This window comes from Ferdinandcohnia salidurans (genome assembly GCF_042680725.1).
GTDB lineage: Bacteria > Bacillota > Bacilli > Bacillales > Bacillaceae_L > Ferdinandcohnia > Ferdinandcohnia salidurans.
In genome coordinates this window covers 25774-39452 of the sequence record NZ_JBHUEK010000010.1, presented here as the reverse complement: position 1 = coordinate 39452, position 13679 = coordinate 25774, and the positions used below count along the sequence as shown (strand labels likewise).

Sequence of the window (13679 nt, the reverse complement as noted above, 5' to 3'; positions counted from 1 at the left end):
GATTATATTCCACAAAACAACTCAAAATCCTTCTTGGACCAACAAGCTAAAACCAAACTTCACAAAACATTTACATGGGACACAGGTCCCGTGTCCCACTATCATCGTGAAATCATTTTTTGGAGAACTTTAAAAGCAGAAATACTTACTTTCTTCCAAATCCAGCTATACAATAAGCAGAACGCAAATGTTCCCAATAGAACCACACTATTAAAATGAGATGATACGGATGGCCCTAGTATCGGAAATTTAAATACATATAATAAAAGACTTATACCGAACGCCAAACTTAATGCTGCAAAAACGATCGTTAATATGCTCCTCTTAAAATACTTAATGCCGATGCCTAAACTGAGCCCTAATAATCCTGTAGTAAAGAGAAAAACCAATAGTTCACTTGGCTGGAGCATTGCCAATAGGAATGCAGATACGAAATAAGTCATCACACCTATTTTAAGTGACATGAGGCTAGCAAGTACAAGTGGACCCGTACTCATCATGCTCAGGATAAAACCAATCCCCGTAAAAACCCCAGCAGACTGAAAAATGACGGCAGACGAACCTAATAAGGCTCCTACTATAAGCCGCGTTGTCTTTGAATACCTATCAATTGACAGGTTTGTTTCATCTCCCCAGAAACCAGATGTTACTTTTTTAATAAATGACCGCATGTGACACCCCCATATTAGGTAAATGCAGTAAGAATGAAGATTATGCTAGAAATTGTTGTTCTAGACCAGCAGTCTTTTTAAATAGGTACTATTAGAAATCTTCAATTCATATTCTTGTAAAAGAAAACAATGAGAAGGGGTGTAAAGTTTGTTAAGAAAAGTGAAGGTTCGGTTACGTCCCATTCTACAACGGATTAATTTACCTACTGTTTTAAAAACAGCTTTTCTTCCGGGTGACTCAATCGAACGATTATTTATTGCAACCCAAGTCGGAGAAATCTTTTACATAGGAAATGGTGATATTCGGACTTTTTTAGATATTCGACCACGAATCATCAAACTTGGGGCATCTGGTGGATATGATGAGAGAGGATTGCTAGGACTAGCGTTTCATCCCGGATTTTATTATAACGGCTTGTTTTATCTTCACTATTCAGTGGCCGGAAGCCAAGGCCCAGGGGCTCTTCCTGAATCTTATACTCCGAACCCGTGTGATCCCAATACATTAAACCTTAGATGGACAAATCGAGATGCGCTTTTTGACCATATTGATACAGTTGAAGAGTGGATGTTACAACCAAATGGCCAGCCCCAAAAAAGGCGGACTTTACTTAATTTAAGAAGGCCATTTTTAAATCATAATGGAGTCAACAGCTTAAACTTTTCACCAGAAACAGGGAAACTTGTTCTAACTACCGGCGATGGCGGATCAGGGTATGATCCGTTTAATTTAAGCCAGGATGATATGGAAATCGCGGGGAAAATCATTGAAATCGATGTTAGTAAAAATACAACAATCCATAATCCACCTGTCGTCACTCGTTTTAATGAACTACCAGTACCTATTCAGGAAACTCTTACGGTAATTGCTAAGGGGGTCCGCAATATACCGGGAATTTCCTATCAAAGGATTAATAATCAATTTATTAAATATGTGGGAAATGTCGGACAGGAATTAGTCGAGTCCATCTTTTCATTCGTTCATTACAAACCCATACCAGTTACTCAACTTGCGGGACACAAGGAGTCCCCTAGTCTCACTGACCAAGAAGGATTTATTAATTTTGGTTGGCGAGGGTGGGAAGGTAATTTGCCTACTTCGATTATAAATAACTGTACATCTAATCAGACCTTGAATGAGAAAATAATTGCATTTTACAACGATGCGATTGAAACTTCAGTGAGACGGATTCATCCCTTAACTAGTTATTACCACCAAGACTCTCGTCCTGATAAGTTTAGCGGAATTGCGCTCACAGGCGTGCAAGCCTATATGGGGAATGGAATTCCCGCATTAACAGGAAGTGTCGTATTTACTGATTTTGCACGAAATGGAGAAGAATCACAGCCTTCGGTCAAGGGGGCCTTAGCTTATACGAGGGTACAGATGGATGGTAAGCCTAACGAATATAGTATCATTGAAACCAATTATAACTTTGGCACTCAATCAGCTTATTACGTTAGCCTAGGGACGAACCTAAACCAAACCCAATTATACCTAGGCGCTCATGGCTCTACGAAAGTGACTGATTACAACCAAGGAACAGTCTTTGAAATTGTTCAATAAGTGGGACACAGGGACAGGTCCATTGTCCCAGCTGGGACAGGGGACCTGTCCCCATAAATGCAAAGGGGAAATGAACATGGAAAAACTTAGCGAGGCAGCCATCCAAGAAAAACTAACAGATCATCCAAACTGGAAGTTAGTCAATGGAAAATGGATTCAACGGAAATATCGCTTTAAGGAATATCTAAACGGTATAGAATTTGTTGAAAATGTCGCCCACCTGTCAGAAAAAATGAATCACCATCCCTTTATCTCCATTGACTTTGAACCTCCCACGACTAAAGTCGCAGGATTCCTACGCTATTCCTCCTATCGGAGAAAGGATTAGTAGGCTATCCCCGTATGTTCCTACGGTTTAGCGTTGTTATGCTGATAAGAGTCTTTTGCCTTCGGTAAGAAGATTGTAGCTCGCATTTAAGTCCCTTTGATGATGTGCGGAACACGATGGACATATCCATTCACGCAAGTTGAGGCTTTTGACCTCTTTATGTTGATATCCGCAACAAGAACATAGTTGGCTACTGGGGAAATTCTTCGCAACCGTAACTAGTTGCTTGCCGTACCATTTGCATTTGTACTCCAACATCGTGCGGAATTCTGCCCATGATACCTCACTGATCCCTTTTGCTAAATGATGATTTTTGAGCATATTGGAAACTTGCAAATCTTCTAAACAAATCAAGTCGTGGTTTTTGACTAATTCCGTTGAGACTTTTTGCAAGAAATCCTTTCTGGCATTGGCTATTCGCTCATGAATGCCAGCCACTTTGATGCGTTGCTTATTCCACTTGGCAGAACCCTCAATTCTTCTCGATAGGGTGCGTTGTTCCTTATGGAGTTTCCTTTCCATTTTTCGTAAGAAATGTGGATTCTCGTAAATTTTCCCATCGGAGCAAACCGCAAAGTCCTTTAATCCAAGATCCACACCCACTTCCTGATAGGTTTTAGGGAGGGACTGAATATCTACCTTTGCCACAATGGAGATGAAGTATTTTCCTGAAGGACTTCTTCTAATGGTGGCATTGATAATACGCCCCTCCACCTCACGACTTTTTGCGAATGAAACCCAACCCAACTTAGGTAATTTCAATTTATTTCCTTTGATTTCAATATTTCCATTGGTGTATTTCGTTGTATACGATTGGACAGGGTTCTTTTTACTTTTAAAGCGTGGAACCTTGTTTTGCTTTTTATAATAGCGGGTATAGGCATCGCTAAGATTTTCAACAGCTTTTTGTAAAGCAATACTGTCCACTTCTTTCAAGAAGGGGTAATATTGTTTTAGTTGCTTTACAGCTTTAATCGATTCTTTTTTATTAAAGAATTCACCTTTCCACTTATTATGAGGGAACTGTCCGTTTTGAACCATCTCCTCAACGATATACCAGTAGTTGTCTTTGTCCTTTTGCTTTCCTAAAAAATGGTTAAAGACAAAACGGGTACACCCAATCGTTTTATTAATTAACGTAGCTTGCTCTTTGGTTGGATAGATGCGAAATCGATAGGCTTTATGATGATTCAAGATAGTGCACCTCCCATGGAAAGATATACCTCTATTATAGAACATATGTACCGATTTGAAAACAAAAAAACAGTTCGATTCATCTCATGTCTAAAGACACAAGTGTACTCGAACTCCTCATAAACTTATATCGGTTAAGATTACATCGTGGAATGCGAGGGGACTAACGACTTTGGATTTTACATTAGCAGAAAAATATGATGAGTTGTATTTACAGATTAAAAAATAGGTGATCAATAAAATGATCTCCTTTTAATCTTGCTCTATCTATCTTTGATTGGAGTTTAATTCTTGACTCTAAACACCATTTGTAAAACCGTTTTAGCTATTTATGAATGTCACTGCATTATTGTGTTTTAGGACCAATCAACGCCACCCCAAGAGGATTGCAACTTCCGTAACAGAACAATTTGGCCAAGATGATACGTATCATGCATCATGATATTGCTCAGTAAACGCTCAATAGAGTGCCTGTTAGCTGCATAAGGAGCTTTTAACTTTTCCTCGTCAAGGTCCGCAATAACCGTTTTTAAATTATTGAAAACATCATTAAGGCGCTGCACTGTCTGAGCCCACCCATTTTCGTCTTCTGGATCCCCCGGGTTTCCAAAGGTTTCTTCATTGTCTTCTGCCTTGTGTGGATTCTCTGTGCCCTTAATTCGATGGATTACATCCTCATTCCAAAAGATCAAATGGTTAACAATTTGCCAAATTGAATTGCTTTTTCCTGAACTTGTCCAGGCTGCCTCGGCTGCGGTGACTCCATTCAGCGCCTGATCCATAGATGCAAACCATTCATTCTCATGGCAATGCATCTCGAGTTGTTCTAAGAACATTTTGGTTACAACTTTCATACAACCAATCTCCTTACTGTTTAGTGTATTCTTTCAAAGGTAAAGGCTCTTTTCTAAAAGATTGCTGCTTTTTTTATAATAAAATGCAAACCTAGTTTATTGGAGCCTAAGAGGCGACTCCTGATTTTGAAAATACAACAAAACCCTAAACACTATGATTTATTCGGCTCATTCAGCTTTTATTCCTTCATCATTACAAATTATGTACCCTATCGGACAGACTTTTTTAAGTATGTTCCCCCGCCGATGTTAAAAGCGTGGGTGAACAAAAAAAAGAAACACTATTCCTTTTACGATTATATGGAATCAGTGTTCTTCATTTTCACTTTTATTTCCTCAAAATCTTCTCCATCGCTTTTCCTTTTGCTAACTCATCGATTAGCTTATCCATATAGCGAATTTCCTTCATCAGTGGGTCTTCAATTTCTTCTATTCGGACTCCGCAGATGACACCTTTGATCAAAGCCCGCGAAGGATTCAGTTTGGGAGCCTCCGCAAAGAAGTCTTCAAAGTTTGTCTTTTTTTCTAGATGCACTTCTAACTCTTCCTGGCTATACCCTGTTAACCAGAGAATGATTTCATCGACTTCTTCTTTCGTTCGTCCTTTTTTCTCAGCCTTCGTAACATAATGAGGATAGACTCCTGCGAAACTCATTGTATAAATCCGATGTTTAGTCATGAAATAACCTTCCTTATTTGGTTTTCTTTATTATAGTTGGAAAAATAGTTGGGTTCAAACAAAGTAACCCCTGTAGCCGTCAATTGAATATTAACTATTAAAGGATTAGATTACTTCTTCGATTGTAGATTTTCCTTCTGTTTGTTCATTATCAAGCCATTTCCAACTCTCATGCAGTCTAATTCTACCGTCTGGAAGTAATTCGGGAGTTGAATAACATTGTCCTCCCCTTATCTCATTACTGGTATTTACATGGTTATATCTAAAATTCAAACATCCATTTTCCTCAACTATACCGATTAGAAAACCTTTTATAATTTCGCCACCACTATAAGAAGCTGAAAGGATATTCCCTTCTTGTGTGTAATCGAAAAATGTCTTTGAAGAAACCTCTCCATTTTCAGTGTTCGCAATTGAAACAAATCTTTTTCCATTGTAGTTAATCATCATGATCCCACCAGCTCTAATTCATAATGATAAAATTGTGTATCCCTTTTGTAGCCATTTTTCTCATATAATCTCTGAGCTGAATCATTGTCTGGGGCTGTACTGAGACTAATGCTTTTAGCACCCGTTTCAATTGCATATTCTTTGGCTTTATGTAAAAGCATTTCTTCAACGCCCTGTTTTCTAGCATTTGAATCCACATACAAGTCATTTAAGATCCAAGCTCTTTTCATAGATATGGATGAAAATGTAGGATAAAGTTGAGTAAAGCCGAGATAGTTTTCTTTGTCTTTCACGACAAAAATGACGGACTCCTTACCCTCCATACGTTCCTTTATGTAAGCTTTAGCACCTTCTAAATCAGATTCTTGTTGATAAAACTTCCGATATGAATTAAACAAATTTGATACTCCATCTAAGTCTTCAATTGTTGCCTGAACTATTTTCATAGTTTCCCACCTCTTCAACATTATTTCTTGAGATAACTTTATACTAATTTTGGTATTTTTGCTGTAATTTTGCCAGCTTTTTTAAAGAAAAGGAGCTGTCGTATAACGACAACTCCCTCAAGATAGACTACCAATCTTGGATATCCTACACACATATGCCTTTAGTGCTTAATATGATTGGGTGTATCAGTATTAACAGGTGAAAGGTGTAGCTTTAAATCCGAGGTTAGGGATGCAAAGAAAACCTCGTCAATGTTGTTGATACCTCTCCCTTGAAGTTGTTCCTTTAGCCAGGTTTCATTCGTACCAAGTTCATGTAAAGTATGATGGTCAACTTTCCCTTCGATAACAACTGGGTAAGGTAAATTATCTTGTTTACTTTGTACCCCTAGATCTTCACGTAACACTGATGCTTTATTTGATTTTTTATAGACCGATATCCTGCCATTCGCTTCTACAATCCCTATCTGAACATCCGATACATCAAAAACTTCTTTTTCTCGAAGCATCTGTAATACATTGTCTAAGGAATAATGAATTTTACGCAAATTCTCCACTTTGAAAATTCCATCCATAATGACAATGGTTGGTTCAAAGGTTAAGGCTTTACCAATCTTTCTGTTTCTAAGAATGAGATTGGTTATGAGTCTTTGTAAAAGTGCTACGCCAACTACAGCAAAAGCTGTATGTATATGTTCAACTTTCGGATCAGCAATATCTGCACCGACTACAGATCCTAGAGTGATGACGACCAAAAAATCAAAAACCGGCAATTCTCCAATCGATCTTTTGCCCATAAATAGCGTCACAAATAATAATAGTGGGAGTATGGTTATGATTCTTCCGTAAACTAACAGAATCTCCTTTACCGTCTGCATCACTTTAAACCCACTCCTTAAGTCTTTTAAAAACTTAAGTTAAGTATTCCCATTTGGCCAATTATATTATTCTTATACAATTATTAAAGTAGCTTCCGTTCATTATAAGAACCATTCACCCTGAGCTATTTTTATAACTTTCCCACCTACATGAACATTAATTTTCTCGTTGTGCTCATCTGCCTTTAGAAATAATAAAGAAGGTCTTCCAATTTCGTATCCTTGTTCTACACGAATGTTAATTTCATTTTTACGGAAGTACTTATATTTCACTAGGTATGCAGCTAAACAGCCATTAGAACTGCCCGTAGCCGCATCTTCAGGAATGCCATAGTAATCCGCAAAGTCTCGAACATTAAAATCATTTTCGGCGTTATAAGATTCTGGTGTAAAAACCAGAATTGCTTTAGCTTCCAAATGCTCAATTAGCTTATAATACTTTTCTCTATTTATATTTACTTTCTTTACTGCCTCTAACGACTTTAAAGGGACAATTATCGAAGGCAGCCCAGTCGAAACTTCTTGAATTGGAAACTGTTCGTCTATGTATTCACTATCTATGTTTAAAACATCCGATACTATTTTTCTATCTAAAACCTGACCAAAGGTAGGCTCATTTTGTTTCATCCATAGAACTTCTTCTTGGTTTTTAAATGAAACTGGAATCTGACCAGCCGTATAATTTAGAATCAGTGTTTCCAATGGTTTCTCTACTATTTCGTTTTGAATGATAAAAGCAGTACCTAAAGTAGGATGACCAGCAAAAGGAATCTCTTCATTTGGTGTAAAGATTCGAACATCATAGCCCCCGTCACTTTTTAAATCAGATGTAATAAAAGTAGTTTCAGAGTAATTAACTTCTTTTGCTATCTGCTGCATTTCTTGATCAGAAATAGCACTAGCGTTTTTAAAAACCGCAAGTGGATTCCCTGTGTATTTTCCTGTTGAAAATACATCAACAATCGAATAATTCATTTTCATATTCGTCCCCCCAATTCTTAACCGCGAATTCATTACTAAAAGTTAAGAAAAAAACGACTATATGACTAGTCGCCTTTCCTAAACGTTAACCTATCTGTCTTTTCACTAGAATATATTGGACGACTGGATTAATGATATATGCTAAGCACAAAGCAATAAAAAGCGGATAGTTATGTTCATTTCCAACGAATAAATAGTCTACGATCCAAATAATTAATAGTGATATAAATAGAATGTTATAACTTATGTTATTACTCTTCTTAATAATCTCTTTACCCATTTCATCTTTTTGTACTTCTCTGCGTGATCCCCAAGTGATAAATTCCCCCCAGGCAATAACGAGTCCGATGATGACTAAATATTCAGGAATCCCAAACGAATCCCCAATATAAAAATAGCTTAATAATGTGAGTCCAATATATAAAGTGATTCCTGTTAATACAATTAACCAAATGACGTCTTTCTTCTTCACCTTTATCTCCCCTCTCCTACATCTATCAGATGAAACAGTAGCGCAACTATTTTGTCTTATCCATTCCTTTTCCCCCATTCTCTGGCATAAATATTTCTTCCATGGTAACTCCTAAAGTCCGTGCGATATCAAATGCTAACTGCAAACTAGGATCATATTTATTGTTTTCAATCGCATTTATTGTTTGCCTACTGACATTACACATTTCTGCTAACTTCCCTTGAGAAAACCCACTTTTTTCTCTGTGTTCTTTAATTCTATTTTCCATTCACAATGCCACCCTTAGTTTTGTAAGGTGTAAAAACTTTTTTACACCTTTATTATAAAAAAGGCAAACGATGTGTCAAACATGTTTGACACATCATTTACCTGATTAAGTAATATATCACAAGCATCACTTCTTTTTAAGCATGCTCGAAACCCTTGTTTCTGTTTGATTCTGGATTCGTTTCCAGTTTTCGATATGTTTATAGATACATAGTAATGTTAAGCCGATTGTAATTAATATAGCATATAAAGGGTAACCAAATAAGTAAGTAAGAAATACCCACGTTACATACATGACAAGGACACCAATTGGAAGGTAATCGCTGATTAGTGTGATGATAATGAGAACAACAAAACCGATTAGACCGACCCTCCAATCAAGTGCGAACATAACTCCTATCATTGAAGCCGTCCCTTTTCCTCCATTAAAATTCATCGTTAGAGGAAAGATGTGACCTATAATGACAAAAGCTCCATTCAAAAATAGGAGTAGGTAAAAGGTGCTCTCATCCAGAGAATAATGACGTAACCAACTATTCATAACTAATATAGGAACTATACCTTTTCCTATGTCAATCAACGCTACGACAATTCCGTACTTCCACCCTAAAACAATTGTGGTGTTTGAAGCCCCTGCATTTTTTACGCCACTTTCCTTAATATTAACCTTTTTAAGCTTACCAATGATGTTTGAACCATGGATGCAACCAAATAGATATCCGATTATGATACTCGCTAGTCCTAACATACTTCACCTTTTTCATATTTTACTTATTCTTCACCTACAAATCGCAATACATCACCGAAGATGATACTGTCCGAAAGTGTTAGTTCCTCTCTTACCACGTCCAAATAAGGGTCACATTTCTGTAAGTCGACTTGGCCACCATCTTGATTGCTGTAACAAACGTTATCCTTATATAAGTAATGTTTTGATAAAAAACCACCATCTCGAAAAATAACAGGATGGTCACTATCCCTTGTGAAAAGGTTATGGCCAAATGAATAACGATTATCAATGTTTATACCAAGAAGATGGAGTAAAGTTGGACGTATATCTATTTCTCCACCTTGTGTGGTAATTGTTTCCCCCTCTTGGCCAGGTACATGAATAATCAGTGGTATTTGTTTATGTTTTACTTGATTGACAATCGAATCCTCTTCATCGAGTAACTCATTGAGGCCTCTCTCATATTTCTCAGAAATACCATAGTGGTCACCTACAAGCACAAACACTGTATCTTCGTACAGCCCCTCTGCTTTTAACTCTTCGAAAAATAGTTCAATTGCTTTATCCAAATAACGAACAGTTGTCACATAGCGATTCACTACTTCTTCCTCGGTATTCGCTGGGTCAATATACAGATCTTCCTCGTCTAATAAATAGGGAAAATGATTGGTCAAGGTAAGGAATTTTGCATAATACGGTTCAGGTAAGTTCTTCATATGCTCGACTGATTGTTTAAAAAACGGAATATCTTTTAATCCATAGTTAACCGAGTTTTCTTCAGTTACCGTATAATTTTCCATTGAAAAGTACCGATCGTAGCCTAGGGAATTGTACATAACATCCCGATTCCAGAACGTATTTACATTCCCGTGAAGAGCTGCAACATAATAATTACGTTTCTCTTTTAAAATATGAGGAAGACTATAATACGTGTTATTTGGTCTTCTTACAAAAACAGATCCGCTTGACAATGGATATAGACTTGTATCGATCATAAATTCCGCATCGGATGTTTTTCCCTGAGCTGTTTGATCATAGATTTGATTAAAATAAAAACTATCTTTAATCAACTCATTTAGGAATGGTGTCACTTCTTCTCCGTTTATCTTTTGGTTAATCACAAAGTCTTGGGTCGATTCCAACGTGATTATGACGACATTTTTTCCTTTTGCCATTCCGAATAAGTCCGTTCGCTCGGAATCTTTACGCTGCAAATGTTCCTCTAACGCCACGGCATCTGCCTCTGTTACAAGTAATCGCTCTAGAGGAGCTTTGAGTCCTAAAGCAATATCATACACATGATAATTTAATGGGCCTAATGATTTCACCATTTGCTCTCTGTCGTAAGCTTCCGAAAAAAGATGAACTGATTTTAGCAAACCAAAACAAATTGCTAAAACTGCCAACGCTGAACTAGCTGCTATATATTTCTTCTTTTGTTGTTTTGTAACGATAAGACTGGACTTTGTCTTAAAGAACAGCCACCCTATTAAAAATAAATCTGGAAACAAAAAGAGATCCCAGGGACTCATCAATTCAACCGTACTTGCACTCAATCCACCAACATTATTGAACTGAAACAGGATTGGCACCGTCACAAAATCATTATAAAAACGATAATAAAGAAGATCAGCATAAAGGATCGCAGTCCCCAAAACTAATAGTGCAAACAATACAAATCGATTTACCTTTTCACGAAAATAAAAACTTAAACCCATTATTAATAATAGGGAACCAATGGAACTTGTCAGTATTAATAAAATATCAAAATAGGATTGGATGCTAAGATTAAACCCGACAAAACAAACAATCACTGTCTTTAACCAGAGAATACACGTTACGAGCAAAGTAAGCTTTATACTTGTTGTATTTATTGATTCAACTTTGCGAAACATTTGATAAATCCCTCTCCACTCTACATTCATTCTTTTTCCTTTATCAAACATTTTACACTAAAATTTGGGAATGTCGTGCTTAAACCGGATTATTTTTACAAGTTTTTTACATTTTGAAGAATGTCAGCTCCATAACAAAAACGACTATCCAATGAAAGATAGTCGTTTGAAAGGACAGAGAATGGATGAAGGAGTTATTTTTTCTCCATTACGGCAAAGTAGTTTTCTTCGTTATCAGCAAAATTAAATACCTTACCAGAAGGCATCGTGACAATTTCGCCGACGGTTATATTTTTGTTTGATAAGTCGGTATGTAATTGATCGAGATTCTCCGTGAAAAACATTAAAGATGGTGTGCCAAGATTTAAACCCGGTGACATTTTTGCAACGAATTCCTTATCATGCAGTATAATGCTTGTTTGTGCACCTTTTTTAGGAGCGATTTCAATCCATCTCATTTGACCATTATTTTCTTCAGCAACAATGGTAAAGCCTAGTTTTTCTGTCCAAAAACTCACTGCCTCATCCTGATTATTGACATATAACATAACCTGACCCAATTGACTAAACATTTGGTTTTCACTCCTTTGTATTAACCTCTACAAACTAAATCTACCCTAGTTTAAATAGATCTAAACTCTCGTTACATGGTGGCCGGTGTCTACACTCTACATTTATTATCAAGTACCTAAGTATAGAGTCTTTATTTCTTCTTCTACAATTTGATTATGTGTCCTTCTAACAAAATATGACTTTGCATTTGGTCGGGAACTAACCGATTTAGAGAGTGTTTCATTTACGAAGTGTAGGGCCACACCATCATCGACACCATAACCTTCTTTTAATTTTCCTTCTAGGATTAATTGGTGATAAGATGGCCTTCTTTTACTTTCACCATCATAATGAGGGCAATTACTTCCTTTTAATAGGCCTAGACAACCCAGTTTATATAAAGGTGCATTTAAGGGATCGGTTAATCCTTCTTCGAACCAACAGATCCCACCCGCACTTAGGCCAGCAAGAAGAATTCCATTCTCATATGCTTGTTTCAGGATAGCATCTAATCCCCAATCCTTCCATAATAGAAGCATATTTCTGGTATTTCCCCCGCCCACATATAGAACATCCTGCTCCAGAATATATTTTTCTAGATCCTTAAAATTTGGTTCAAATAAAGATAAATGGGTTGGTTGGCAGGGAAGCGTATTAAACGCCTTATAATACCGCTCGATATAGCTCGTTTGGTCTCCACTCGCAGTCGGAACAAAACACACCTTGGGGAAATCTTTGTTTACTTGAGCCAAAATATATTGATCTAACAAAAGATTATCCGGCTCCATCGAAAAGCCCCCGCCGCCCATGGCAATAATCTGCCTCATATCAGCTTTTCCTCCTAGAATGTCTTTTTATATTAATTCTCCAAATTTACCCATTCCCCTTTTTACTATTAAAATCTATCTATTTAAATTGGACATTCACCCAGCAAATTCAGCATGAATATCCTAGTAAACATCTACATTTAAAAGGAGTGTTAACATTTGAATCGTTTTTACACACATTCCGTTCAACCTGGGGATAATCTTTGGCAGTTGGCGAGAGCATACAAGTCTACTGTAGAAGAGATTTTCTCAGTAAATCCTGGGATTAATCCAAATTATTTGCGGGTTGGGGAACATATTAAGGTCCCCTATAACCCACTGAAAAAAGATCGTTGCATTAGCCAGGCTGAGCTTGATTACCGTAACGATATGCGCAGTTTGTGGGAGGAGCATGTTGCATGGACAAGGATGGCGATTATTAGCCTAACCTTCAATTTACCCGATTTACAATTTGTCCTTACTCGACTCTTACAAAATGCAACAGATATGGGGAATATGATTCGCCGATTATATGGTGACGCGGCTGCAACCACTTATGGAAATTTAATTAAGGAACATCTTCTGATTGCAGCTGACCTAGTGAAAGCAGCCATTGCCGGTGACCAACAAGCTGCCAGTACAGCAGAAAAAAAGTGGTATCAAAACGCAGATGACATTGCAAAGTTCTTAAGTAGTGGGAATCCATATTTAACTGAAGAAGCAGTACGTAAGATGTTTTATGAACACCTAGACTTAACGAAACAAGAAGCCGTCTTTATGATTAATAAGGAATATCAAAAAGATATTGAAGTATATGATAAGATTGAAAAGCAAGCCCGCAAAATGGCAGACATGATTTCTGACGCTATGGTGCTGCTGTATCCGGATATGTTTTGACGTTTTTCCCTC

At 37.2% G+C, this 13679-nt stretch carries 17 protein-coding genes; 3 read left to right on the top strand and 14 right to left on the bottom strand.

Annotation, left to right across the window (positions count from 1 at the left end):
- Positions 1-101: 101 nt before the first annotated feature.
- Positions 102-671: a hypothetical protein gene (locus ACFSFW_RS07350; protein ID WP_388036671.1), complete on the bottom strand. Its 570-nt coding sequence runs from the start codon at positions 669-671 to the stop codon at positions 102-104.
- A gap of 148 nt (positions 672-819) precedes the next feature.
- On the opposite strand from ACFSFW_RS07350, the gene ACFSFW_RS07345 reads away from it, so the two are divergent.
- Together ACFSFW_RS07345 and ACFSFW_RS07340 are read left to right on the top strand one after the other, a co-directional pair.
- Positions 820-2238, top strand: coding sequence for a PQQ-dependent sugar dehydrogenase (locus ACFSFW_RS07345; protein WP_388036668.1), 1419 nt, complete (start codon positions 820-822; stop codon positions 2236-2238).
- Positions 2239-2314: 76 nt separating this feature from the next.
- Positions 2315-2566 (top strand): 4a-hydroxytetrahydrobiopterin dehydratase, encoded by a 252-nt coding sequence (locus ACFSFW_RS07340; RefSeq protein ID WP_388036665.1) that lies wholly within the window; start codon positions 2315-2317, stop codon positions 2564-2566.
- A 36-nt stretch (positions 2567-2602) separates the two neighbouring features.
- Here ACFSFW_RS07340 and tnpB read toward each other — a convergent pair whose 3' ends face one another.
- The 13 genes from tnpB to ACFSFW_RS07275 form a co-directional block, all read right to left on the bottom strand.
- Complete coding sequence (tnpB, locus tag ACFSFW_RS07335) at positions 2603-3760, bottom strand: IS200/IS605 family element RNA-guided endonuclease TnpB (protein WP_388036662.1); 1158 nt, start codon at positions 3758-3760, stop codon at positions 2603-2605.
- Between the two features lie 356 nt (positions 3761-4116).
- Positions 4117-4614, bottom strand: a complete 498-nt coding sequence (locus tag ACFSFW_RS07330) for a DinB family protein (RefSeq protein WP_388036659.1) — start codon at positions 4612-4614, stop codon at positions 4117-4119.
- Between the two features lie 328 nt (positions 4615-4942).
- Positions 4943-5293: a DUF2200 domain-containing protein gene (locus ACFSFW_RS07325; protein ID WP_388036658.1), complete on the bottom strand. Its 351-nt coding sequence runs from the start codon at positions 5291-5293 to the stop codon at positions 4943-4945.
- 105 nt (positions 5294-5398) lie between these two features.
- A complete protein-coding gene (locus ACFSFW_RS07320; RefSeq protein WP_388036656.1) occupies positions 5399-5740 on the bottom strand; it encodes an avidin-fold protein in 342 nt (113 codons plus the stop codon).
- The gene (locus ACFSFW_RS07315) at positions 5740-6189 is read right to left on the bottom strand and encodes a GNAT family N-acetyltransferase (RefSeq protein ID WP_388036653.1); all 450 of its coding nucleotides are present in this window, start codon (positions 6187-6189) and stop codon (positions 5740-5742) included. The genes ACFSFW_RS07320 and ACFSFW_RS07315 overlap by 1 nt, the downstream gene beginning before the upstream one ends.
- A gap of 161 nt (positions 6190-6350) precedes the next feature.
- The gene (locus tag ACFSFW_RS07310; RefSeq protein ID WP_304216627.1) at positions 6351-7067 is read right to left on the bottom strand and encodes a DUF421 domain-containing protein; all 717 of its coding nucleotides are present in this window, start codon (positions 7065-7067) and stop codon (positions 6351-6353) included.
- A gap of 102 nt (positions 7068-7169) precedes the next feature.
- On the bottom strand, positions 7170-8042 hold the full coding sequence (locus ACFSFW_RS07305; RefSeq protein ID WP_388037414.1) for a PhzF family phenazine biosynthesis protein: 873 nt from the start codon (positions 8040-8042) through the stop codon (positions 7170-7172).
- 91 nt (positions 8043-8133) lie between these two features.
- On the bottom strand, positions 8134-8520 hold the full coding sequence (locus tag ACFSFW_RS07300; RefSeq protein ID WP_388036651.1) for a hypothetical protein: 387 nt from the start codon (positions 8518-8520) through the stop codon (positions 8134-8136).
- A gap of 46 nt (positions 8521-8566) precedes the next feature.
- Positions 8567-8788: a helix-turn-helix transcriptional regulator gene (locus ACFSFW_RS07295; RefSeq protein ID WP_388036648.1), complete on the bottom strand. Its 222-nt coding sequence runs from the start codon at positions 8786-8788 to the stop codon at positions 8567-8569.
- A 126-nt stretch (positions 8789-8914) separates the two neighbouring features.
- Entirely contained in the window at positions 8915-9535 is a 621-nt protein-coding gene (locus ACFSFW_RS07290) for a glycerol-3-phosphate acyltransferase (protein WP_388036646.1), read from the bottom strand.
- A gap of 23 nt (positions 9536-9558) precedes the next feature.
- On the bottom strand, positions 9559-11412 hold the full coding sequence (locus ACFSFW_RS07285) for an LTA synthase family protein (RefSeq protein ID WP_388036643.1): 1854 nt from the start codon (positions 11410-11412) through the stop codon (positions 9559-9561).
- A gap of 194 nt (positions 11413-11606) precedes the next feature.
- Complete coding sequence (locus tag ACFSFW_RS07280) at positions 11607-11984, bottom strand: VOC family protein (RefSeq protein WP_304216323.1); 378 nt, start codon at positions 11982-11984, stop codon at positions 11607-11609.
- Positions 11985-12092: 108 nt separating this feature from the next.
- Positions 12093-12791 (bottom strand): Type 1 glutamine amidotransferase-like domain-containing protein, encoded by a 699-nt coding sequence (locus tag ACFSFW_RS07275; RefSeq protein ID WP_388036640.1) that lies wholly within the window; start codon positions 12789-12791, stop codon positions 12093-12095.
- Positions 12792-13055: 264 nt separating this feature from the next.
- Here ACFSFW_RS07275 and ACFSFW_RS07270 point away from each other — a divergent pair, with 264 nt between their 5' ends.
- Positions 13056-13667 carry a hypothetical protein gene (locus ACFSFW_RS07270; protein ID WP_417398461.1) on the top strand — a complete coding sequence of 204 codons (612 nt, stop codon included), beginning with the start codon at positions 13056-13058 and terminating at the stop codon, positions 13665-13667.
- Positions 13668-13679 lie beyond the last annotated feature (12 nt).

Bases quoted from the DNA above. Each gene is read 5' to 3' on its own strand.
- ACFSFW_RS07350 (WP_388036671.1), bottom strand. From the start codon at position 671: ATGCGGTCATTTATTAAAAAAGTAACATCTGGTTTCTGGGGAGATGAA.
- ACFSFW_RS07340 (WP_388036665.1), top strand. From the start codon at position 2,315: ATGGAAAAACTTAGCGAGGCAGCCATCCAAGAAAAACTAACAGATCAT.
- ACFSFW_RS07330 (WP_388036659.1), bottom strand. From the start codon at position 4,614: ATGAAAGTTGTAACCAAAATGTTCTTAGAACAACTCGAGATGCATTGC.
- ACFSFW_RS07325 (WP_388036658.1), bottom strand. From the start codon at position 5,293: ATGACTAAACATCGGATTTATACAATGAGTTTCGCAGGAGTCTATCCT.
- ACFSFW_RS07320 (WP_388036656.1), bottom strand. From the start codon at position 5,740: ATGATTAACTACAATGGAAAAAGATTTGTTTCAATTGCGAACACTGAA.
- ACFSFW_RS07315 (WP_388036653.1), bottom strand. From the start codon at position 6,189: ATGAAAATAGTTCAGGCAACAATTGAAGACTTAGATGGAGTATCAAAT.
- ACFSFW_RS07310 (WP_304216627.1), bottom strand. From the start codon at position 7,067: ATGCAGACGGTAAAGGAGATTCTGTTAGTTTACGGAAGAATCATAACC.
- ACFSFW_RS07305 (WP_388037414.1), bottom strand. From the start codon at position 8,042: ATGAATTATTCGATTGTTGATGTATTTTCAACAGGAAAATACACAGGG.
- ACFSFW_RS07295 (WP_388036648.1), bottom strand. From the start codon at position 8,788: ATGGAAAATAGAATTAAAGAACACAGAGAAAAAAGTGGGTTTTCTCAA.
- ACFSFW_RS07290 (WP_388036646.1), bottom strand. From the start codon at position 9,535: ATGTTAGGACTAGCGAGTATCATAATCGGATATCTATTTGGTTGCATC.
- ACFSFW_RS07285 (WP_388036643.1), bottom strand. From the start codon at position 11,412: ATGTTTCGCAAAGTTGAATCAATAAATACAACAAGTATAAAGCTTACT.
- ACFSFW_RS07280 (WP_304216323.1), bottom strand. From the start codon at position 11,984: ATGTTTAGTCAATTGGGTCAGGTTATGTTATATGTCAATAATCAGGAT.
- ACFSFW_RS07275 (WP_388036640.1), bottom strand. From the start codon at position 12,791: ATGAGGCAGATTATTGCCATGGGCGGCGGGGGCTTTTCGATGGAGCCG.